The organism is Halorubellus litoreus (assembly GCF_055378595.1).
Genome location: NZ_AP043836.1, coordinates 124630 through 145759 on the forward strand (window position 1 = coordinate 124630; position 21130 = coordinate 145759).

The 21130-nt window shown below is 69.0% G+C and carries 18 protein-coding genes and 1 pseudogene; 13 read left to right on the forward strand and 6 right to left on the reverse strand.

Annotated features, from left to right (window positions below):
- Positions 1–80: 80 nt before the first annotated feature.
- The gene (glmM, locus tag ACZ48X_RS04975) at positions 81–1415 is read left to right on the forward strand and encodes a phosphoglucosamine mutase (RefSeq protein ID WP_336350202.1); all 1335 of its coding nucleotides are present in this window, start codon (positions 81–83) and stop codon (positions 1413–1415) included.
- Positions 1416–1527: 112 nt separating this feature from the next.
- A complete protein-coding gene (locus ACZ48X_RS04980) occupies positions 1528–2868 on the forward strand; it encodes a carboxylate--amine ligase (protein WP_336350201.1) in 1341 nt (446 codons plus the stop codon).
- Between the two features lie 256 nt (positions 2869–3124).
- Here the strand turns inward: ACZ48X_RS04980 and ACZ48X_RS04985 are convergent.
- Positions 3125–3334 (reverse strand): annotated as a pseudogene (locus ACZ48X_RS04985) (DUF7853 family protein); the annotation flags it as partial.
- 322 nt (positions 3335–3656) lie between these two features.
- On the opposite strand from ACZ48X_RS04985, the gene ACZ48X_RS04990 reads away from it, so the two are divergent.
- Positions 3657–4646: an ABC transporter permease gene (locus ACZ48X_RS04990; protein WP_336350200.1), complete on the forward strand. Its 990-nt coding sequence runs from the start codon at positions 3657–3659 to the stop codon at positions 4644–4646.
- A gap of 75 nt (positions 4647–4721) precedes the next feature.
- The gene (locus ACZ48X_RS04995; RefSeq protein WP_336350199.1) at positions 4722–5456 is read left to right on the forward strand and encodes a DUF7117 family protein; all 735 of its coding nucleotides are present in this window, start codon (positions 4722–4724) and stop codon (positions 5454–5456) included.
- Between the two features lie 25 nt (positions 5457–5481).
- Here ACZ48X_RS04995 and ACZ48X_RS05000 read toward each other — a convergent pair whose 3' ends face one another.
- Complete coding sequence (locus tag ACZ48X_RS05000) at positions 5482–6375, reverse strand: tetrahydrofolate dehydrogenase/cyclohydrolase catalytic domain-containing protein (RefSeq protein WP_336350198.1); 894 nt, start codon at positions 6373–6375, stop codon at positions 5482–5484.
- A 152-nt stretch (positions 6376–6527) separates the two neighbouring features.
- On the opposite strand from ACZ48X_RS05000, the gene ACZ48X_RS05005 reads away from it, so the two are divergent.
- Positions 6528–6899: a hypothetical protein gene (locus ACZ48X_RS05005; RefSeq protein ID WP_336350197.1), complete on the forward strand. Its 372-nt coding sequence runs from the start codon at positions 6528–6530 to the stop codon at positions 6897–6899.
- 36 nt (positions 6900–6935) lie between these two features.
- Here the strand turns inward: ACZ48X_RS05005 and ACZ48X_RS05010 are convergent, their stop codons facing one another.
- Positions 6936–7541, reverse strand: a complete 606-nt coding sequence (locus ACZ48X_RS05010; protein WP_336350196.1) for a hypothetical protein — start codon at positions 7539–7541, stop codon at positions 6936–6938.
- A 103-nt stretch (positions 7542–7644) separates the two neighbouring features.
- Between ACZ48X_RS05010 and ACZ48X_RS05015 the strand changes: the two genes are divergently transcribed.
- Both ACZ48X_RS05015 and ACZ48X_RS05020 read left to right on the forward strand, forming a co-directional pair.
- Positions 7645–8412, forward strand: coding sequence for a DsbA family protein (locus tag ACZ48X_RS05015; protein ID WP_336350195.1), 768 nt, complete (start codon positions 7645–7647; stop codon positions 8410–8412).
- A complete protein-coding gene (locus ACZ48X_RS05020) occupies positions 8409–8936 on the forward strand; it encodes a hypothetical protein (RefSeq protein ID WP_336350194.1) in 528 nt (175 codons plus the stop codon). Before ACZ48X_RS05015 ends, ACZ48X_RS05020 begins: the two co-directional genes overlap by 4 nt.
- A gap of 63 nt (positions 8937–8999) precedes the next feature.
- Here ACZ48X_RS05020 and glyA read toward each other — a convergent pair whose 3' ends face one another.
- Positions 9000–10256 (reverse strand): serine hydroxymethyltransferase, encoded by a 1257-nt coding sequence (gene glyA, locus ACZ48X_RS05025; protein WP_336350193.1) that lies wholly within the window; start codon positions 10254–10256, stop codon positions 9000–9002.
- Positions 10257–10530: 274 nt separating this feature from the next.
- Between glyA and ACZ48X_RS05030 the strand changes: the two genes are divergently transcribed.
- Together ACZ48X_RS05030 and tbsP are read left to right on the forward strand one after the other, a co-directional pair.
- On the forward strand, positions 10531–12612 hold the full coding sequence (locus ACZ48X_RS05030) for a hypothetical protein (protein WP_379762202.1): 2082 nt from the start codon (positions 10531–10533) through the stop codon (positions 12610–12612).
- Between the two features lie 333 nt (positions 12613–12945).
- The gene (tbsP, locus tag ACZ48X_RS05035; RefSeq protein WP_336350191.1) at positions 12946–13764 is read left to right on the forward strand and encodes a transcriptional regulator TbsP; all 819 of its coding nucleotides are present in this window, start codon (positions 12946–12948) and stop codon (positions 13762–13764) included.
- Between the two features lie 547 nt (positions 13765–14311).
- Here the strand turns inward: tbsP and ACZ48X_RS05040 are convergent.
- On the reverse strand, positions 14312–14602 hold the full coding sequence (locus ACZ48X_RS05040; protein WP_336350190.1) for an amphi-Trp domain-containing protein: 291 nt from the start codon (positions 14600–14602) through the stop codon (positions 14312–14314).
- Positions 14603–14806: 204 nt separating this feature from the next.
- On the opposite strand from ACZ48X_RS05040, the gene ACZ48X_RS05045 reads away from it, so the two are divergent.
- Entirely contained in the window at positions 14807–15091 is a 285-nt protein-coding gene (locus tag ACZ48X_RS05045) for a PadR family transcriptional regulator (RefSeq protein ID WP_336350189.1), read from the forward strand.
- A gap of 1 nt (position 15092) precedes the next feature.
- On the opposite strand, the gene ACZ48X_RS05050 is transcribed toward ACZ48X_RS05045, so the two are convergent.
- Positions 15093–16340, reverse strand: a complete 1248-nt coding sequence (locus ACZ48X_RS05050; RefSeq protein ID WP_336350188.1) for an AI-2E family transporter — start codon at positions 16338–16340, stop codon at positions 15093–15095.
- A 144-nt stretch (positions 16341–16484) separates the two neighbouring features.
- Here ACZ48X_RS05050 and ACZ48X_RS05055 point away from each other — a divergent pair, with 144 nt between their 5' ends.
- The 3 genes from ACZ48X_RS05055 to ACZ48X_RS05065 all read left to right on the forward strand — a co-directional run bounded on the left by ACZ48X_RS05055 (position 16485) and on the right by ACZ48X_RS05065 (position 21100).
- On the forward strand, positions 16485–17783 hold the full coding sequence (locus ACZ48X_RS05055) for an MgtC/SapB family protein (RefSeq protein ID WP_336350187.1): 1299 nt from the start codon (positions 16485–16487) through the stop codon (positions 17781–17783).
- 119 nt (positions 17784–17902) lie between these two features.
- Positions 17903–19279 carry a class-III pyridoxal-phosphate-dependent aminotransferase gene (locus ACZ48X_RS05060; protein ID WP_336350186.1) on the forward strand — a complete coding sequence of 459 codons (1377 nt, stop codon included), beginning with the start codon at positions 17903–17905 and terminating at the stop codon, positions 19277–19279.
- A gap of 87 nt (positions 19280–19366) precedes the next feature.
- On the forward strand, positions 19367–21100 hold the full coding sequence (locus ACZ48X_RS05065; protein ID WP_336350185.1) for a YcaO-like family protein: 1734 nt from the start codon (positions 19367–19369) through the stop codon (positions 21098–21100).
- The last annotated feature ends 30 nt before the right edge of the window (positions 21101–21130 follow it).

Sequence of the window (21130 nt, forward strand, 5' to 3'; positions counted from 1 at the left end):
GCCGGCGGTCCGCGGTCGGGTCGAGGACGCACTCGGGAATAGAGGGTATAACTACCTGGCGGACGCGGGTATCGACTGTCATGTTCGGAACGAGTGGGATACGTGGTCGCGTCGGCGACGAGGTCACCTGCGAGCTGGCGCTGTCGGTCGGGCGTGCGCTGGCCGCGGAGGGCTACGGGACGGTCGTCGTCGGCCGCGACCCCCGGGAGAGCGGCGAGATGCTCGCGGACGCGGTCGTCGCCGGACTGCGCGAGAGCGGGAGCGACGTGGTGCGCGTCGGGATGGCGTCCACGCCGACGATAGCGCGCGCCGTCGAGTGGGTCGACGCGGACGCGGGCGTGTCCGTCACCGCGAGCCACAATCCGGCGCCGGACAACGGCCTGAAGCTCTGGACGGCCTCGGGGCGTGCGTTCGACGGCACCCAGCAGGACGCCATCGCGCGGCGCGTCCGGGAGAACGACTACGCGCTCGTCGACGCGGCGAACGTCGGCTCCCAACGCCACCTCGAGGACGCCATCGACCGGCACGCGGACGCCCTCGCTGACGCGGTCGACGCGGACCTCGACGGGCTGTCGGTCGTCGTGGACGTCGGGAACGGGATGGGTGGCGTCACCGCGACCGTCCTCGACCGGCTCGGCGCCGACGTCCAGACGCTGAACGCGCAACCGGACGGCTCGTTCCCGGGACGCCCGAGCGAGCCGACGGCCGAGCACTGCGGCGCGCTCGCCGCGCTCGTCGCGTCGACCGACGCGGACCTCGGCATCGCGCACGACGGCGACGCCGACCGCATGATGGCGGTGACGAGCGACGGCGAGTTCCTCCCCGGCGACGTCCTGCTCGCCATCTTCGCGACCGACGTCGCGGGCGACGGCGACCGCGTCGCCGCCCCGCTGAACACGAGCCTGGCGGTCGACGACGCGCTCGCGGCGGTCGGTGCAAGCCTCGTCCACACGAAGGTCGGCGACGGGTTCGTCGCCGAGCAGACCGAGGCCGACGACGTCGTGTTCGGCGGCGAGATGAGCGGCGCGTGGATCTGGCCGGACGCGACGAAGTGCCCGGACGGCCCGCTGGCGGCGGTTCGACTCGCGGCGCTCGTCGCGACCGACGGCCCGCTCAGCGAGCTCGCCGACGCCATCGAGACGTACCCGACCCGGCGCGAGAGCGTCGAGGTCCCAGACAAGGCGGCCGTGATGGCGCACGTCGCCGAAGCGGTCCACGCGGACTTCGACGCGGTCGACGACCGCGACGGCGTGCGCGTCGACACCGACGACGGCTGGTTCCTCGTGCGCGCCAGCGGCACGCAGCCGCTCGTCCGCGTCACCGCCGAGGCGCGTTCGTCGGCACGGAGCGAGACGCTCGCCGCTCGCGCCCGCGAGTACCTCGACGACGCGCTCGCCGCGGTCGAAGCGGCGTGACCGCCGGGCGGTACGGCCGATAGCATCGGGGACGGGTACGCGGTGGCTACCAGCGACGCCGCGACCCGTCGGACGTCCATAACGAACTACCGGCAGTCCCGAACGGGTGGGTATGCGACGGACCTACGCCCAGGCGACGGGCCGACGCGGGCGTGTGGCGGTCATCGTTCCGGCGGACCCCGGCGGCAGCAGTCTCGCCTGCATGCGGTCGCTGGGGCACCGTGGCGTGTACGTCATCGGAACCACCACCAGCGGCGACGCGCCCGCGCTCGCCTCGCGGTACTGCGACGAGACGCACGTGCTCCCGGATCCCCGCGAGGACGTCGAAGCGTACGCGAAGGGACTCCTCTCGCTCGCCAGACGCACGGACGTCCGGGCGGTCGTCCCGCTCTCGGAGGTGGACGCGTACGTGCTCTCCAGGCATCGGGATGCGTTCGCGACGCACGTCGGCGCGCCCTGGCCGGACGCGGACGGGATGCGAACCGCGCAGGACCGGCTGGCGTTGTTCGAGCGAGCGGCCGTCTCCGGCGTTCGAACGCCGGAGACGGCGCCCCTCGGCGCGTTCGACGCGTGGACCGACCGGTACGTGGTGAAACCGCGCCACACCGTCGTGGTCGTCGGCGGCGGCGCGCGCACCGGGACCGCGAGCGTGCACGAGCCCGGCGTCGAACCGGACGTCGCGGCGTTCGTCGACGCGATGGGGCACGAACCCATCGCGCAGGAGTACGTGCCGTCGGCGGGCGAGTTCGGGTTCTTCGCGCTCTACGACCACGGGACGCCCGTCGCAACGTTCCAGCATCGGCGCGTCCGCAGCTACACGTACGCCGGCGGCGCGAGCGTCTACCGCGAGTCCATCGCGGACGACGCGCTCGCGGACGCCGGCCGTCGCGTCCTCGACGCGCTCGACTGGCACGGCCCCGCGATGGTCGAGTTCCGGAAGGACGCGCGCAACGGCGAGTACGTCCTCCTCGAGGTGAACCCGCGGTTCTGGGGGTCGCTCCCGCTCGCGGTCGCCGCGGGCGTCGACTTCCCCGCGGCCTACTGGGCGCTCTCGACGGGCGCGGACGTCACTGCTACAGCGTCTGACGACCGGACGTCCGACGCTGCCGGCGAAGACAGCGCGACCCTCGCCAGCGAGCGGTCCCGCGGCGACGGAGGGTCGGCGGCGACCGACGGCGGCCGCCCCGGCGTCGACGCCCAAGAGCCCCATCAGCCTCCGTACGACGTCGACATCGGCTGTCACCGACTCCTCGGCGAGTGCAACTACCTGCTGAGCGTCCACGAACGAGCGTTCGAGCACGTCGAACGGCCGTCGCTCGCGCGCGAAGCCCTCGCCGTCGCACGGTCGCTGGTCGCTCAACCGAACTTCGACGTGCTGTCCCTGCACGACCCGAGACCGTTCCTCGCCACGCTCGCGTCGGACTGGCGGCGCCTCCGCGACCGCGGGCGGTGAACTGCGGCGACGTCACTCGGCGTCGAGCGGATCGTCGAAAATCGTGGTGGCGACGCCGGTACCCACGACCGGCGTCGCCGTCGAGTCGCCGAAGCGAGTCCAGGCCTGTCCACCGTCCCACCGGGACGAGCGACCGACCCACCGGGCGCAGCGATCCAGGCGCGCCCGCTGCCACCGCCGCCCACCCCCAGGTCGGCGACCGATGGCGTCGTCTACTCCACCCGCGCGTCGAGCGCCTCCAGTGCGCGACGTACTCGCGGAGACGCTCTCGAAGCCGCCGTCCCTCGACGCTTGTCACGGCGAGTGCCTCGCCCTCGATGCGTTTCGCGACCGAGACCGCCCAGAGCGGCCGGTCGGCGTCGTCGCCGAGCAGTTCGTCGAGGACGACGTCGTGGACGACCCACTGGCTCTCGGGCGAGAGCGCGATGGTCGTCGTCCCGGGTTCGTCGTTGTGCGTGGTCGACATGACTTTCACCCCGCACTCGCCACTGCGACCGCCACCCACGTAAACCCGCGAACGCCTTCGCGCGTCGAATCGAGACTCGAAACGCGTCGGAACTCCGCGAGCCGTCGCGACGCCAACGGCCACTCGAAGCGATGCCTCAAAGAGTCGTTTGACACTCCGAACGACCTTTTCCGGACGCGTCGCACGTCGGTACCGTGCAGCACGCGACCGCCGGCCGACGGAGTCGCCGCTCCGCCCGGCCGCAGCCGAATCACCGCTCCGCCCGGCCGCGGCCAAATCACCGCTCCGCCCGGTCGCAATCGAGTGCTCGCGGAGGGACGCCGTGAACCGGACGTACGTCCTGCGTCGAGCCGGCGTCGCCGCAGCCTCGCTGTACGCGGTCGTGACGCTCGTGTTCGTCGCGGTGGTCCTCGTCCCCGACCCCGCGCCCGCCGTCCTCAACTACTACAACGTCAACGCCGACCAGATCCCGGCGCTCATCGCCGCGAAAGGCGGGAACCAACCCCTCCTCGACCGCTACGTCGCGTACCTCGGGAACCTCGTGACGTTGGACTGGGGGCGCTCGGTGAGCCGGTTCGGGAGCGTCGGCCCACCGGTCACCGACCTCCTCGTCCGCCACGCACCGTACACGCTCCTGTACGTCGTTCCCGCGCTCGTCGTCGGGTTCACGGCCGGTATCGGACTGGGCGCGTACGCCGCCCTCCGACGCGGCGGCCACGTCGACCGCGTGGTCCAATCCGTCGGCTACCTCGCGTTCGGCGTCCCGAACTTCGTCGTCGCGCAGCTCGCGCTCGTCGTGCTCTCCGCGCAGCTCGGGCTCGTCGAGTTCACGCTCGGCACCTCGCAGGGGAAGTACTACGCGCAGGGCGCAGCCGTCGACGTCTGGACGGTCGACGCGCTCGTCCAGTTCGGTATCGTCGCGACGATACTCGCCATCACGCTCGCCGGCGGACAGGTGCGGTACGCGCGCTCGAAGTGCCTCGAGTACGCGAACGCCGACTTCGTCCGGCTCGCGAGAGCGAAGGGCGCGAGCGACTGGCGGACCATGGCTCACGTCCTCCGAACCGCCAGCCTCCCGCTCCTGACGGGGTTCCTCGACGACGTCGTCACCACGCTCATCGTGCACGTGTTCGTCCTCGAGTTCGTGTTCGACCTCCCCGGACTCGGCCAACTCGGGCTCGTCTCCGTGAAGGCGCGCGACGTCTCGACGACGATGGCGCTCGTCGTCGTCGTCGTCACCGTCGCCATCCTCCTGAACTTCTGCCAGGACCTCGGGATGGGCGTCCTCGACCCGCGCGTCGACGCGGACTGACGACCGCTCGCGACGCCTCCTGTCCGTGGCGCGACGAGACGCAGGTCCTTTCTCTCGGGCGTCCGAAGCACGGGCATGGAGATACGCGGCGAGCGCGAGTGCAGCGACTGCGGGACGCGGTGGTCGTACTACGAGACGGGCGCGGTCGAGTGCCCGGAGTGCGGGAGCATGCGGAGCGTCGGCGTGGACGACGATCGGGCGCTCCACACGACGACGCCCGCGGAGTTCGACCTCACCGAGGCGCGGACCGCGTGGGACGAAGCGCCGGAGGACGAGGCCGTGGACGTCGTCAAGGCCGCGTGCCGCGAGTTCGTGCGCGGGAACGGGTTCGTGCACGCCGGCGAGCTGGTCGCGTTCGACGGGCGTCGACTGGCGGCGCGCGAGCTCGCGAACGCCGTCGACGTCGTCGGCCGCACGCGTTCGTTCGAGAACCCCGAGGATGTCGAGTACTACGTGCTCTCGCTGTTACGGGGCGCGGATACGGGAGAGCGCCCGCCCGCCGCGGACGTCCCACCGGTGATGCACGAGGCGCGAGGACTGGCCACCGCGGACTTCGTCGAACGGTACCGGCGCGACGTCCGCGACTGGCTCGAAGCGACCGACCGCACACCCGTCCCCGCCGCGAACGACGTCCTCACCGGGCTCGAATCCCACCAGAAGCGCGTGCAGGCGCTCCAGGGCGACGTCGACCCCCGGGACGCCGACGCGCTCTACGCCGCCGCGGAGGGACTGAACGCGTACCTCCGCGACGGCGACGAGAACGCGGTCGTCGAGGCCGCCGACCGACTGCGGTCGCTCGGCGACACCTGAGCGGAGAGAAAACCAGTTGTCCCGGTCAGGGCAGCGTCGCGTCGACGCCCGTCTGGAGCCGCGTCGCCTTGATCGTGTTGTAGAGGAGCATCGCGCGCGTCATCGGGCCGACGCCACCCGGGACCGGCGAGATGACCGACGCCTTCTCGCTCGCGCTCTCGAAGTCGACGTCGCCGACGAGCTCGTAGCCCTTCTCCGTGTCCGCGTCCACGCGGTTGATGCCGACGTCGATGACGACCGCGCCCTCCGAGAGCATGTCTCCGGTGACGAACTCGGGGAGGCCCGCGGCCGCGACGACGACGTCGGCGGCCTTCGTCTTCGCTTCCAGGTCCGTCGTGCGGGAGTGACAGACGGTGACGGTCGCGTTCCCGTCGTCTGCCTTCTGCATGAGGAGGTTCGCGAGCGGCTTCCCGACGATGTTCGAGCGGCCGACGATGACGACGTCCTTCCCTTCGGTGTCGACGTCGGCGTGCGCGAGCATCCGCTGGACGCCGTGGGGCGTACACGGCTTGAAGCGCGCCTCGCCCGCAACGAGCCGTCCGACGTTCTCCGGGTGGAAGCCGTCGGCGTCCTTGATGGGGTCGATGGCGTTCATGACCTCGCGCTCGTCGACGTGGTCCGGGAGCGGCGTCTGCACGAGGATGCCGTGGACGTCGTCGCGGTCGTTCAGGTCCGCGACGGTGTCGAGCAGGTCGTCCTGGGAGGCGTCGCCGTCGACCTCGACGTGCACGCCGTTGACGCCGGCCTTCTCGCAGTCGCGCTGCTTCATGTTCACGTACGTCTGACTCGCGGGGTCCTCGCCCATGATGACGGTCGCGAGCCCGGGCGTGACGCCCTCGGCCTCGAACTCGTCGACGGCGTCGCTGACGCCGTCGAATACCTGGTCCGCGAGCGCGTTCCCGTCGATTACGTCTGTCATGGTCGACACCACGACCACGCCCGCCTAAAACCCTCGGATTCGTGCCCAAAACAGCGTAATTTTGGCCTAGATTGTGCACGTTCTTGTATCAGTCGTCGCGGCTGTCAGCAACTGGACAGCACGGTTATGTCGCCATCCTACGTCTACGTGGTATGTTCAGACGGATTATGTCCTGGGTCGTCCGCCGCCAGCGAACCCGAAGCGAGCGCAACGCCCGCCGCTTCTCCGAGTCCCTCCGAACGCGGACCATCCGCGTGTTCACGCGACCGATCCGGACCATCCTCTCCACGACGTTCATGGTCGCCATCGTCGCCATCATGTACCTCCTCACGCAACGGAACGCCGAGACGACCGCCATCCTCGACGCCGAGACCGCGACGGTTCCGCAGGTCCTCGCGCTCTTCCCACCCCTCTACGTCCTCGTCCCCGCACTAATCGCGCTCGTCGTGCTCGTCAACGTCGTCCGCGTCTGGAGCGGCGTCCGCAGCGACATGGGCTGGGACCGCTACGACCACCGGCGGTGAGCGGCCCGCACCTCGATTCTCGGTCGCGGGTTCGAGTCACGGACACTCGACGTCCGCGAACGACGACCGCTCCGAGCCCTGGCGGACGAACCGCGTCGCGCCCGTCGACACCGACACCAGCGCGGCCTGCCCGCCGTAGCCGTGCGTCTCGTCGTGCCCGCGCACCACCACGCACTCCACGTCGATCGGGACCGACACCGTCTCCGACCGCGTGAACTCGCGGGTGCCGTGCGCGTGCAGGAGTTCCCGTCGACCGAGCTCCTCGCCGTCGCGGGTCTCCACCGTCCACCAGTTCGCGTACCCCTCCTCGCCCTCGTCGTCGTGATAGAGCGTCACCGAGAACCGGACCCGACCGTCGCCCTGCGATTCCAGTTCGACGCCGGTCACGTTCGCCTCGCGGAGGTCCAGCGCTCCATCCGTACCGGTCGTCGTCTCCGAAGCAGTCGTCGCCGGCTCGCCCTCACCGTCGGTCTCGTCCGCGGTGCTCGGTTCGGACCCGGTGGCGTCGCCGCCCCCGTCCGTCTCGTCCGTCCCGTCCTCACCGTCACCGTCGTCCGCGTCCTCGGTGCCGGTCAGGCATCCGGCGAGCCCGACAACGCCGAGCGTTGCGAGCAGGCGGCGGCGCGTCGCGGCGTGGTCCATGCGAGAACGAAGGCGTGCCGAAGCGAAAAGCGTGCCGCGCGAATGCGCACGGACCACAGCCCACACCAGTATAGTTAAAGCTCTGCAAGACTGTCGTCCGGACGTGCCCGACGACAGGTCCGCCGACGAACCCCCCATCACGGTCTCCCGTCGCACCGCCCTCGCCGCCCTCGGTGGCGTGGTCAGCCTCGGCGCCGCCGGCGTCTACGCCGCATCGACCCTCGCGACCAACGACGGCGACGCGCTCGCCGGCGACTTCCACCGCGCCGACGGAGAGAGCGCGCACCTCGGCGTGAACTACGCCGGCAGCCCCGTCCTCGGCAGTCTCGACGCCGACCTCAGACTGTTCTACTGGACGGACTACCAGTGCCCGTACTGCAAGCGCTTCGACGTCGACACCCTCCCGAAGCTCGCGGAGAACCACGTCGCGACCGGCGACCTCGCCATCGTCTTCCTCGAACTCCCCGTGTTCGGCGCGGACTCCGACGTCGCCGCCGCCGCGTCGAAGTGCGCGTGGCGCGTCGCCCGCGACGACGACCCGAACGCGTGGGGGCGCTGGCATCGACACGTCTTCGCGCAGCAAGGCGACAAGAACGACGGCTGGGCGAGCGAGACCCAACTCTACGACTACACGACCGACGTCGACGGCATCCCCGAGGACGACCTCCGACGCTGCATGGCCGAGCGCCGGGACGCCGTCACCGCAGCCGTCCAGGAGGACGTCACGACCGCCGTCGACGACCTCGGCCTCCGCCGCGCAACCCCAGCGTTCGTCATGTCGAACGTCGAATCCGGGAAGTGGCTCGGCATCCCCGGCGCCCAGCCGTACGAGACGTTCGAGAAGGTCGTCGAACGCCTCCAGAACACATGAGCGCGACCGACGTCACCCGGTCGCGCTCGGACCGCCTCTACCGCGCACTCACGTACCCACTGCTGTCCGCGGGAACGACCGCCGCCGCGGTCGGCGTCGCCGCGGCGACCTACGTCGTGCTCGTCGCCAGCGCGAACCCGACCGCCGTCGCGACCGCGTTGAGCGCGAGCGCCGGCACCGTCGACGACCTCCTCGTCGCGTACACCGTCGGCACCGTCGACGCCGCCGGCTGGCTCGGGCTCGCACTCACCGTCGCGTACGCCGTCCTCGCCGGCGTCACCACGGTCGTCGTCGCGAGCACGGTCCGCCGCGGCGCCGGCGGCACCGAGAACCTCCTCGGCGTCGCCCCCGGCGTCCTCGCCGCCGGCTGCGCGAGCTGCGGCGCCGGCGTCCTCCCGCTGCTCGGCGTCGCCGGCGCGTACGCGCTCTTCCCGTTCGCCGGGAACCTCGTCCGCGCCGTCGGCGTGCTCGCGCTCCTGTTCGCGCTCGCCCGAACCGGCGACCCACGGCGCTGTGACATCTGACCAGCGACCGGTTCGCCGTCACGAATCCGCGAGAATCGAGCGCCGCCCGACCGCGACGCGCCGTTACGCGAGGTCCTCGTAGATCGGGTACGCGTCGCACAGCCCCTGCACGATCTCCGCGACCTCGGCCTTCACGTCCTCGTCGTCGGGGTGGTCGACGACGTCCGCGATGCAGTCCGCGACCGTCGCCATGTCCGCCTCGTCGAACCCGCGCGTCGTCAGCGCCGGCGTGCCCGCGCGGAACCCGCTCGGGTTGAACGGACTCCGGGTCTCGCCGGGGACCGTGTTCGCGTTCAGGACGATACCGACGTCCTCCAGGGCCTCCTCGACGGTCTTCCCCGTCGTATCGGGATGGCTCGGGCGGAGGTCCACGAGCACGAGGTGGTTGTCGGTGCCGCCGGAGACGAGGTCGAACCCGCGCTCCTGGAGTCCCTCGGCGAGCGCCTTCGCGTTCGCGACGGTCTGCGCGGCGTACTCGTCGAAGTCGTCGTCGAGCGCCTCGCCGAACCCGACGGCTTTCCCGGCGATGTTGTGCATGAGCGGCCCGCCCTGCATGCCGGGGATGATGGCGGAGTTGATGTCGTCCGCGAACTCCTCGCGCGACATGATGATGCCGCCACGGCCCGCGCGGATGGTCTTGTGCGTCGACCCCGTCACGAAGTCAGCGACACCGACGGGGTTCGGGTGCTCGCCCGCCGCCACCAGGCCCGTGATGTGCGCGATGTCCGCGAGGTGGTACGCGTCCGCGGCCTCCGCGGCCTCCTGGATGCGCTCCCACTCGACCTCGCGCGGGTACGCCGAATAGCCCGACACGACGATGTCCGGGTCGAACTCCTCGGCGTGCTCGCGGATGGCGTCGTAGTCCAGGCGCCCGGACTCCTCGTCGAGCTCGTACTGCTCGACCTCGTAGTGCTGGCCCGCGAAGTTCATGTGGTGGCCGTGACTCAGGTGCCCGCCGTGCGTCAGGTCCAGGGACAGGATCTTGTCGCCGGGTTCGAGCACCGCGAGGTAGACGCCCATGTTCGCCTGACTCCCCGAGTGCGGCTGGACGTTCACGTACTCCGCGCCCCACAGCTCCTTCGCGCGGTCGATCGCGAGCTGCTCGACGTCGTCAGCGTACTCGCAGCCACCGTAGTACCGCTTCCCCGGGTAGCCCTCCGCGTAGTTGTTCGTCAGGACGCTCCCCTGCGCCTCCAGGACCGCCTCCGAGACGTGGTTCTCGCTCGCGATCATCGCCAGCGAATCCTGCTGTCGTGTCACTTCACCGTCGAGTGCCGCTGCCACGTCAGGGTCGGTCTCGCGAACCCGCTCGTAGTCCATACGAGAAACCCACACCGGCGGCCGCATAAGTCTACCTTTGACGGACAGAACGCCCACCCCCGGATTGCACGGACGTGCACAGACGCCGGGCGTTATGCGGCCGGCACACCGAGTTCACGACACGCGCGTGTGGCGACGCCCCCGTGACGGTCGGGACACCAACACCCAGACGGCCGGGACAACAACACCCAGACGGCCGCGACAACAACAACACCCAGACGGCCGCGACACCGATACCGGCCACGTCGTGCCGCGCCCGATACACCTAACTGGCATGGGCGGCCACGTACCGACGAGAATGGAGTGGCGGGTGCGTAGTGACGGACTCACGGTCGGTGACGCGGCCAACACGGAACTGCGCGTCACCTCGCCGGACCTGTCGGTGCGCGCGAGCGACACGACCATCCCGCGGCCAGTCGACGTCACCGTCGACTGCGAGGCCTCCGAACTCCGCTTCCCGGTCGCCGTCGTCTACGTCGCCTCACAGGCCAGCGACGCGACGTACGAACTCGAGAACGACACCGGCCCGCTCGACCTCCCCGCGGGCGAGTACGTCCTCGACATCGACACGCACGTGAAGACGTACCTCCAGGTCGACGGGCCGCTCTCGGTGTCGAAGACGCCGGACTTCGAGCAGGTCGTCGTCACGTTCCCCGAGCGCTGCGAGTTCACGCTCGGCTTCCGAAGCCGGAACGACCGACCGACCGACACCGTCACCGTCCCCGAGACGCCGACCGGGTTCGCCGCCGCCGTCACGTACGCGTCGAGCGCGCACAAGACCACGGGCGCGGACCGCACGTACCCGACGCTCCGCGGACACCCGCCACTCGTCGAACTCGGCGACGCGGTAGACGTCCCGGACGCGGTCGTCGAAGCGACGCCCGACGTCGGTATCGAACTCCTCGTCCCACCCGACTACGAGACGCTGTACACGACCGCGCCGCTCGCGTACTACCTGCAGGCGAGCGTGGAGACCGCCGAGGTCGACCAACCGCTGTTGTGCGCGCCCAGCGCCGGTATCCGCGAGCCACTGTCGCCGATGCCGCGCCTGGAGACGGACGTCCAGCGGCTCCTCCGGAAGACGTTCTTCCTCGACTGTCTCGTCCGGAACTCCGGGCCGTACGGGACGAACCTCGCCGAGGAGAGCCTGCTCGACGCGCTCGACCTCGACGGGTCGACGCTCTACCACGCGGACCCCGTCGAGCGCCTGGAGACGTACCTCGACGTGCCGTTCCAGGCGGTCGAGCACCGGCTCCCCGACTGGCACCTGTCGACGTACGTCGACCCGGACCCGGCGTACGTCGAGACGCTCCCGTTCCTCCTGGACTCGCTGTCGCTCGTGTTCCCACCGAAGACGAGCGAACTGGAGGGCGCGGAGCTCGTCGAGCGGTCGCTCGACGACTTCTACCGGAGCCCGCAAGGCCCCGGCGAGGTCGCGACCGTCGACGTCGTCAAACCCGAACTCCGCGGCGGGCGCGTCCACGGCTGGCTCGCCGACGGCGTCCCGATCGACGTGTTCAAGTCCACGCCGTCGGCGTACCGGAACCGCCTGTCGTACATGGACCGCGACCACGACGACACCATCGTCAGCGTCGTCCTGAACGACCAGGACATGGACAAGGAGCACGCGGACGTCGCGAGCATCTACCGCGAAGGCAGCGAGGACCTCCCCATCACCGTCGACGTCTACGAGGAGCTATCGACGAACGAGCTCGCGACGGTGTTCGAGTCCGAGAACGACTTCGTGCACTACATCGGGCACTGCGAGGAGGACGGTCTGCGGTGTCCGGACGGCTACATGCCCGCGAGCGTGCTCGACGAGGTGAACACGCAGACGTTCTTCCTGAACGCGTGCGGGTCGTTCCACGAGGGGATGGCGCTCGTCGAGAAGGGCGCGGTCACGGGCGGTGTGACGTTCACGCAGGTCCTGAACGACCACGCGGTGAAGGTCGGGTCGGCGTTCGCGCGCCTCCTCATCCACGGGTTCAGTTTCGAGCGCGCGCTCCGCATCGCCCGTCGCCGCATCATGATGGGGAAGGACTACGCGGTCGTCGGCGACGGCACGCACACGCTCAGTCAGACGACGAACCGGCTGCCGACGACCGCGGAACTCGAACAGCTCTCGGAGGACCAGTTCTTCCTCCTGTTCGACCAGTTCTCCATCCGCGAAGCCGGCGCGTACTATCATCCCTACGTCGCGGACAACGAGTACTCGTACCTCTCGGGGAACACGTCCGAGTTCGCGCTCGACCGACGCACCACCGTCGACTTCCTCGCTCGCGCGGACACCTCGGTCATCTTCGACGGCGAGTTCTACTGGTCGGACGAACTCGCGACGGAACTCGGCGGTCGTTGAGGAACGGGCACGGCGGTCGTCGAGGTACGGGTACGATAGCCGCTGGTCTGGTTCTCGTCGAAGATCGAGCCGGGGTCGCTACGGGCCCGTGTACGGGCTCGAGGAGCCATCGAGTGCCGTCGGTCGCGGTCCGATTCCCACCCTCGTCGGTTCGCGTTCGTCTCGCATGTGTTACCGCGACACAACTTCATCGCCCCTCTTAAGCGTTGGGTGGCTTCGTCTCGGTCCCGACTCGCCAAACCGCGAGCGCGATTCCTTTCCGATTCTAGCAGGCTTGCCGTTAGGTTAGCCAACAAAATTAAGTACGATAGTAGCGTTGTGTTCTACAGAAGCATGACCTCGAATTTACTAGACCAACAAATTGACGATATCCTCCGCACCGTGCTGGAAGATACCACGGGAGACCTTCTCGTGGTGAATCCGTCCGCGGACGCGATCGAGGAGTTCGTCCGTGTCGCCACGTCCTTCGACGGCGACCTGCCGGACGTCCACATGCTCGCAGACGAGCGGACGCTGAAGGACGTCATGGACGACTTCATCGTCGCATCGAACGCCGCAGACCTCATCGACCAGGACGCGCTGGAACTCCGGACCACCGACGAGAGCCCGGAGAACTCGCTGCTGGTCACCGAGACCGAGGTCGTGGCGCTCGTCCGTGCGGGCAACCGCGTCGGCGGCCTCACCACCGACGACGACGACTTCGTGACGACCGCCTACGACGCGTACATGACCGAATGGGACGACGCCGAGGAGTTCAAGCTCCGCACGCCCCCGATCAGTCGCGTCCGCCAGACGCTCGAGGACGACATCAGCCCCGAGGCCGAGGAGGACTTCGACAACATCCTCGCGAGCCTCGAGACCGCACGCGGTGACGGTGACGGCCTCGACGAGGTCACCATCTCGCTGCTCGTCGCGGCGAAGAACGAAGCGTTGCTCTACGACATCAGCAAGTGGGGCGAGGACGTCGGCATCGCGTCGAAGGCGACGTTCTCCCGGACGAAGACGAAGCTCGAGGACATGGGCCTCATCGACACGGAGAAGGTGCCCATCGACGTCGGTCGACCGCGCCTCCGCCTGAAGATCGGCGACGACCGCCTGCGGAACGCCGACAACGGCCAGCTCGCGACGGTCGCGCAGTCCATCCTGAACTGAACGACGACCTCCATTCTTTCGACGCCGACCCCGATAGCGACCGCGCTGGCGGCACCACGAGGGTCGAGGTGAATCAAGATGGGCTCCCGAACCATAGGCATCAGTCACGCGGCGCGTGCGGACGCGGACGGCTCGGTGGGGTACGTCGTGAGCGACGGGTCGAACGTACCCGTCAGCACCTGGTTACTGGGTCTCTTGGGGCGTCCTCCGGCGGTTTCCGGCGTCGAACCAGCCTGTGATATCAGCCGTGGTCGGTACTTTTAATAGCATGTGGGGGCTTTGCGTAAGTGACGCTTCGCTTGGAGGGCCGAAGCGTCAGCGGGGACCAATCAGGGCGGCAAGCGGGCACGCGGTTTTTCCCCGCGTGCCCTGCTTTCCTGTTTCGATGCACTACACGACACACAGCAATGCCCTCGTCTCGGCGTGTCGTCGGAGACGACGTGTAACGGCTCTTCTGGTGGGTGAGGATGGAGAATCGTGAAACTGGAATCGCTCGCGAGAACGAATTCGCGTCCAGTGGTCTTCAGGCGGCGGTTCGAGTGGCGTGTTACTCGACGGAGAGGGTCGCGTCCGTCGTGGTATCGTCGGCCTCGCGTTCGTCCCATTCGAGCTCGAACTCGATGCTGAGTTCGCCCTCGGTCTGCCCGGCCTTCGTCTCGCGCTCGACCTTCACTTCGAACTCGGGGGACGCCGGTGGGTCGAGTGTGATGGAGTCGGTGCCGGCGCTGAGCGTGATCGCGTCGTCCGCATCGAGCTTGTCTGCGGTGTCGCGGAGGATCGCCGCGATGTCTGCGCGCGCCATCTTGGATTCGGTCTCGAAGAGTACTTCCTCTGGCATACTAACGTGTACGTCGTCCAACGGAATAAGTCATCGCTCTGCCAAAGTGACCCTCGATTTGATACGTCCGACCAGACCCCCCGAATACGTTACATCCTTTGCACGACAGTAACCAGCGGTAATAGCCGCCAAGCCCTGGACTATCGGGCGGAGGCCGTTATGTTTATTTAATTCAGACAATAATGTGTTCGCGTAGATAGATAGATGTACGACCTGACAGGATTCCAGCGTGATCTGCTGTACGTCATCGCGGGGGCAGACGAACCGCACGGACTGGCGATAAAAGAAGAGCTCGAAGACTACTACGAGAAGGAGATCCATCACGGCCGGCTCTACCCGAACCTCGACACGCTCGTCGACAAGGGCCTCGTCGAGAAGGGCGAACTCGACCGTCGGACGAACTTCTACTCGCTCACGCGGCGGGGCAGCCGCGAGATCGAGGCGCGGCGGGAATGGGAGTCCCAGTACGTCTCTCCCGACGAGGAGTAAGCTAGCTGCTATCCCCGATACCGTCGGGGGTATCGCCGCCGTCGTCGACCTGGACGTCCTCGACGTCCACGGGCGGGTCGTCGACGACAGCTGTTTCTTCGGTCGACCGATCGGGAGGTGCCACCTCGGCGTCGGGCCCGAAGTACGTCGGGTCGACCGCGTACGGTTGGAGGCGCTCTGAGTGCAGGAGTTCCGGGAGCACGAGCCGCGCGAAGTGGACGGTGAGGACGAGGAGCACGGGGCCGAGGAAGAGCCCGTACCAGCCGAACAGGAGCGGGCCGAGGATGTACGCGAACATGACGGTGCCGACGTGGAGGTTGCGACCGGAGACGTACGGTCGGAGGACGAGGTCGGGGATGACGTCGACGATGAGGAACGAGACGCCGAAGAAGAGGATGGGGAACCAGAGGACGCCGGTCGCGTCCGCCATGTACGCGCGGACGAACAGGAACGCGGTGACGGGGAAGTAGACGAGTTTCATGCCGACGACGGGGATGAGGCTCGCGGCCCCGCAGAGGAGTCCGACGAGAGCGGCGTAGGGAATGATGAGGTCACCGGGTGCGTAGATGTTGAGGAGGCTGTAGGAGAGCGTGCCGATGACGCCGGTGATGAAGGCGTTGAGGATGTTCCCGAAGAAGATCGAGGAGAAGTCCTTGTCGACGGCGCGGAAGTACGCGTCCATGACGCCGCGGTCGTCGCCGAAGTTCCCTTTCACCCACCCCGAGAGCCGGCTGCCGTCCCGGAGGAGGTAGAACGCGAGGGCGCCCATGACGAACAGGTGGAGGAGTGCGTTCCCGATGAAGAAGAGGTACTGCTGGCTCTCGGTGAGGAGCTCCTGGAGGATCTGGCGGCCGGTGGAGTCCTCGACGAGGCTCGCGGGGTTCTCGGCGATGGTGGAGACGTTGAAGTACGGCTGGAGGACGGATTCGTAGCCGCCGAGGGTGGCGTTGCCGGCACGGAGCTGGCCGGTGAACGCGTTGAGTTCCTGGAGGCCGATGGCGACGGTGTAGGCGACGAGGAGGACGAACGGGAGTGCGAGGGTGACGATGGCGATGGCGGCGGCGAGGCTGGGTGGGCGGACTCGTCGTTTGAGCCGCCGGTAGACGGGGCGCGTGGCGTAGTACATGAAGAGGCCGAAGACGAACGTGCCGATGAACGAGTAGAGCACGAACGCGACGGTGCCCGCGAGGAGGATGCCCGCGAGCACCCAGGGTGCGCGGGAGCGACTGATATCGAACCCACCGAACATACCATCTACAGCACTGCCCGGGTGTAAAAAACCTATCGTGTGGAGTCGTTGACGCGTCTTCGGGGGGTTCGTCGTCGTGCGACGGTCGCGTCCCTGGTCGTCCAGAAGGGAACCCTTAAACGGCTTCGCTATATAGTCTATAGAGTGCTTGGGTTCGCGTTGCAGCTCGTGGAGGCGCCGCTCTCCAGTCCGGTCGTCCAGCTCGCGCTGGCCGCAGCGCTCGGGCTGTTCCTCGGCCTGGAACGCGAATGGTCCCAGAAGTCCGCGGGCGTGCGGACGTTCTCGCTCATCTCCCTGCTCGGCGCGGTGTTCACGCTCCTCGCGGACGAACTGGCTGGCGGCGGGTCACTCGTCCTCGTCGGCGGCGTCCTCGTCATCGCCCAGGGCGTCCTGCTCGCCGTCCGCGGACTCGTCGACGAGGAGCGCGACGGGCTGTCGCTGACGACGTCCGTCTCGATGCTCGTCGCGTACGGCGTCGGCGCGATGGTCGCGACCGGGTTCGTCCTCGAAGGCGTCACCGTCGCCGTCATCTCGTCGCTCCTGCTCGTCCTGAAGCGCGAACTCCACGCGTTCGCCGACAGCCTCTCCCGGCAGGAGGTCCGCTCCGCGACCGAGTTCGCCATCCTCGCGTTCGTCGTGTACCCGCTCCTGCCCACGGATGCCGTCACGTTCACGCTGCCCGCCATCGGCATCGAGAGCCTCGCCATCGAACCGCGAGTCGTCTGGTTGATGGTCGTCACCGTCGCCGGCATCGGCATCGTGAACTACGCCGTCGTCCAGACCTACGGCGGACGCGGCATCGCAGTCACCGGGTTCTTCGGCGGCCTGGCGTCCTCGACGGCGGTCGTCGGCACGATGCTCGACCACGTCCGCGACGAACCGGACGCCACCGCGTACGCGGTCGCCGCAATCCTCCTCGCGAACGCCGCGATGGCGACGCGCAACCTCGTCATCGCCGTCGTGTTCACGCTCTCCGCCGGCCTGCTCGTCGACGCCGTCATCCCGCTACTCGTCGTCGTCGTCGGGTCGTTCGTCGTCGCCGCCCTCACCGCGGACTGGGGGGAGAGCGTCGAGATGGACCTGGAGTCCCCGTTCAGCCTCCGGTACGTCCTCGGATTCGGCGCCGTGTTCCTCGTCGTGCTCGTCGTCGGCGCGATCGCCCAGGAGCAGGTCGGGTCCACGGCGTTCGTCCTCACCGCCGTCCTCACCGGCCTCGTCTCCTCGGCGGGTGCGACGACGTCCGCGGTCCTCCTGTTCCGCGCGGGGACCGTCGACGCGGAGACCGCGGTGCTCGCCGTCCTCCTCTCGACGGCGTCGTCCATCGTCGTGAAGGGCGCGCTCACGTGGGTGGGGCCGAACCGCGAGTTCGCACGGAAGGTCGCGACGTACTCCACGGGCCTGCTCGTCGCCGCCGGCCTGGCGGCCGTCCTCGTCCTCGTCTGACCGCCCTCGAGGCTGCGGGTTCTGGCACTGTCGGTCGCCGACCACGTGGTGACCATGGTCGGCAAGGTTCGCGCGAACCGTAACGGACGTTTTAAACCGTTCTTTTCCATACTCGGAGTATGGACCGAGAGACGGCCACGCCCAGCGTCGATTCGATGCCGGGCGAGAAGGCGAAACGGTGGGCTGACTACCATCAGGGATTCTCCGCGCCGAGCACGTACGTCTACGACTTCGTGTGGGACGTCACCGAGGACTCGGAGGGGCCGTTCTGCGTCGACGTCGACGGGAACGTCCTCATGGACTTCACGAGTCACGTCGCGGCCGCACCCCTCGGGTACAACAACCCGAAGATCATGGAGAAGCTGGAGGGGATGGACCTCATCGACCCCTCGAAGATCGCTGGCCAGGACTTCTACGCGAGCGCCGGCTGGCCGCCCGAGGACCCCGACCTGGCGACGCCGACCCAGCTCATGGACCGCATCACGGGCGCGCTCAGTCACTACGACATGGACACGGTGTTCCTGTCGAACTCGGGCGCCGAAGCCGTCGAGAACGCCATCAAGATCTCGTACCAGGACCGAGACGCCCATCGCGGCGTCTGCTTCGAGGGCGCGTTCCACGGGCGGACGCTCGGCGCACTCAGCCTGAACCGCTCGAAGACCGTGCACCGCAAGGGCTACCCCGAGGTACCGGGCATCATGAGCGTCCCGTACTGTTCCTGCAAGGGCGAGTGCCAGTGTGGCTGGAAGACGAACGGCCCCGGCGGGAACCTGCTCGCTGACAAACTCCATCACGCGCAGGGGAACGTCCACCCCGACGAGGTCGCGTACATCATCCTCGAACCCGTGCAGGGCGAAGGCGGCTATCGCGTCCCGAACGAGGAGTTCATCGCGGACATCAAGGAGATCAAGCACGAGCACGGCATCCGCGTCATCAGCGACGAGATTCAGGCGGGACTCGGTCGCACCGGCGAGATGTGGGGTATCGACCACGTCGACCTGGAGCCGGACGTCGTCACGAGCGCGAAGGGCCTGCGCGTCGGCGCGACCGTCTCGCGCTCGGAGATCTTCCCCGAGGAGAAAGGCCGGCTCTCCTCGACGTGGGGCGCGGGCGACATCATCTCCGCCGCACAGGGCGTCGCGACGCTCGACGCCATCCACGAGTACGACCTGCTCGAGAACGCTCGCGAGCGCGGCCGCCAGCTCCGCGAGATAATCCACGACGCGGACCCCGACTGCATCACGGACGTCCGCGGTCGTGCACTCATGTTCGCGGTCGAGTTCGACTCCAAGGACCGCCGCGAGGAGGTCGTCAAGCAAGCGCTCGGTCGCGGCCTCCTCACGCTCGGCTGCGGGTACAAGAGCCTCCGCCTGCTCCCGCCGCTCGACGTCACCGAACGCGAGATCGAACTCGGTGCGGACATCTTCCTCGACGCCGTGGACGCCGCCGGCCGCGACGCGCCGCTCGCGACCACGGACTCGAGTAACGCCTCCTGACGACGACGGTCCGTCCCCGCGCGCGGTTCGGGCTGGTTCGCGCGTCGACTCGTCGGCTTTTTCCCGTCCTCGCGTGACGTCGTAGCCATGCACGTAGTTCTCGCGGGGGAAGGCCCGGCGGTGGAGGCGGTCGCGGCGGCGCTCGCGGACGTCGAGTGCGACGTCGAGCACGGCGATCCGGGCGACGTCGGGGACGCGGACCTCGGGGTGGTGGTCGCGGACGTCGCCGCGAGCGCGTTCGGGACGGCGAACGACGCGGCGCTCGCCGGCGGGTCGACGTGGCTCGCGGTCGAGCGCGGTGGCCTCGGCGGGCACGCGCTCACTGACGTCGACGCCGCGATCTCTGGGTTCGGGCCCGAGACGGGATGCTTCGAGTGTCTGGGGTCGCGGGTCGCGTCGAACCGAGCGTCGGACGAAGGGTCGGTCGACGAGTCGGGTCTTGCTGCTCGCAGGGAGCGTCTCGCGGGTGCGCTCGCGGGGAACGAGGCCGCTGCGCTCGCGGCCGGCGAGGGGTCGACGTTCGTCGGTGGCGTCCGCGAAGTTCCCGGCGGCGAGCGCGAGTTCCTTCCCGTTCCGGGGTGTGGCTGCGACGACGACGCCCGCGACCGACGGGTGCGCTCCGCTCACCGCGACGTGACCCTCGACGAGGCGCTCGCCGCGGCGGAACGCGGCCTTGACGACCGCGTCGGCCTCGTCGCGGAGGTCGGCGAGGCCGAGTCGTATCCGGCCCCGTACTACCTCGCGCGGACCTGCGACACGACCGCGTTCGCCGCCGGACGCGCCGCCCCGCAGAGCGCGGGCGTGGACGCGGACTGGAACGCGGCGTTCATGAAGGCGCTCGGCGAGGGCCTGGAGCGGTACTGCGCCGGCGTCTACGACGCGAGCGACTTCGAGACCGCGCCACCGGGAGTCGTCGAGGGAGGCGTGACCGCCGAGGCGGTGGTGCGCGGCGCGGACGCGCCCGCGGTCGACCCAGAGGAGCCCATCCGGTGGGTGCCGGGCGTCGACCTCGCCTCGGGCGAGGAGACGTACCTCGCGGCGGAGCTCGTGCAGTTCCCGCCGCCGGAACGACGGTACGTGGACCCGATCACGACCGGGCTCGGGCTCGGGTCGTCGGGCGCGGACGCGCTCGCGTCCGGGTTGTCGGAGGTCGTCGAGCGGGACGCGACGATGCTCGCGTGGTACTCGTCGTTCACGCCGCTCGAGTTGCGCGTGGACGCCGAAGAGTATCGGACCCTGGAGAAGCGCGCGCGCAGCGAGGACCTCTCGGTGACGGCGCTGCTCGTCACGCAGGACGTCGACGTGCCCGTGGTCGCGGTCGCGATGCATCGCGAGGACGGCGACTGGCCACGATTTGCAGTGGGGTCCGACGCCGCACTCGACCCGGAGGAGGCGGCGACCGACGCGCTCGCGGAGGCGCTCCAGAACTGGATGGAGCTCCGGTCGATGGGGCGTTCGCAGGCGAGCGCGGAGGACGGCGCCATCGGCGCGTTCGCGGACTTCCCGCGCGCCGCCACGGCGTTCCTCGACGCCGACGGCCCCGTTCCCGCGTCGAGCGTCGGCCCGAACGACGCACCGACGGGTACCGACCGCGTGGACGCGCTCGTCGACGCCGTCACGGACGCGGACCTGACGCCGTACGCGGCGCGCCTGACGACGCGGGACGTCGACGCGCTCGGGTTCGAGGCCGTGCGCGTCGTCGTCCCCGGCGCGCAACCGCTGTTCACCGACGACCCGGTGTTCGGCGAGCGCGCGCACTCGGTCCCCGAGGCGCTCGGGTTCGAACCCCGCCTCGACCGACGCCACCACCCCTATCCCTGAGGGACTCGCCGCCGTCCTCAGACCGGCTCG

What these genes read in the sequence shown, in the direction of transcription:
- glmM (WP_336350202.1), top strand. Translation starts at nt 81, where the DNA reads ATGTTCGGAACGAGTGGGATACGTGGTCGCGTCGGCGACGAGGTCACC.
- ACZ48X_RS04980 (WP_336350201.1), top strand. Translation starts at nt 1,528, where the DNA reads ATGCGACGGACCTACGCCCAGGCGACGGGCCGACGCGGGCGTGTGGCG.
- ACZ48X_RS04995 (WP_336350199.1), top strand. Translation starts at nt 4,722, where the DNA reads ATGGAGATACGCGGCGAGCGCGAGTGCAGCGACTGCGGGACGCGGTGG.
- ACZ48X_RS05000 (WP_336350198.1), bottom strand. Translation starts at nt 6,375, where the DNA reads ATGACAGACGTAATCGACGGGAACGCGCTCGCGGACCAGGTATTCGAC.
- ACZ48X_RS05005 (WP_336350197.1), top strand. Translation starts at nt 6,528, where the DNA reads ATGTTCAGACGGATTATGTCCTGGGTCGTCCGCCGCCAGCGAACCCGA.
- ACZ48X_RS05010 (WP_336350196.1), bottom strand. Translation starts at nt 7,541, where the DNA reads ATGGACCACGCCGCGACGCGCCGCCGCCTGCTCGCAACGCTCGGCGTT.
- ACZ48X_RS05020 (WP_336350194.1), top strand. Translation starts at nt 8,409, where the DNA reads ATGAGCGCGACCGACGTCACCCGGTCGCGCTCGGACCGCCTCTACCGC.
- glyA (WP_336350193.1), bottom strand. Translation starts at nt 10,256, where the DNA reads ATGGACTACGAGCGGGTTCGCGAGACCGACCCTGACGTGGCAGCGGCA.
- ACZ48X_RS05030 (WP_379762202.1), top strand. Translation starts at nt 10,531, where the DNA reads ATGGGCGGCCACGTACCGACGAGAATGGAGTGGCGGGTGCGTAGTGAC.
- tbsP (WP_336350191.1), top strand. Translation starts at nt 12,946, where the DNA reads ATGACCTCGAATTTACTAGACCAACAAATTGACGATATCCTCCGCACC.
- ACZ48X_RS05040 (WP_336350190.1), bottom strand. Translation starts at nt 14,602, where the DNA reads ATGCCAGAGGAAGTACTCTTCGAGACCGAATCCAAGATGGCGCGCGCA.
- ACZ48X_RS05045 (WP_336350189.1), top strand. Translation starts at nt 14,807, where the DNA reads ATGTACGACCTGACAGGATTCCAGCGTGATCTGCTGTACGTCATCGCG.
- ACZ48X_RS05050 (WP_336350188.1), bottom strand. Translation starts at nt 16,340, where the DNA reads ATGTTCGGTGGGTTCGATATCAGTCGCTCCCGCGCACCCTGGGTGCTC.
- ACZ48X_RS05060 (WP_336350186.1), top strand. Translation starts at nt 17,903, where the DNA reads ATGGACCGAGAGACGGCCACGCCCAGCGTCGATTCGATGCCGGGCGAG.
- ACZ48X_RS05065 (WP_336350185.1), top strand. Translation starts at nt 19,367, where the DNA reads ATGCACGTAGTTCTCGCGGGGGAAGGCCCGGCGGTGGAGGCGGTCGCG.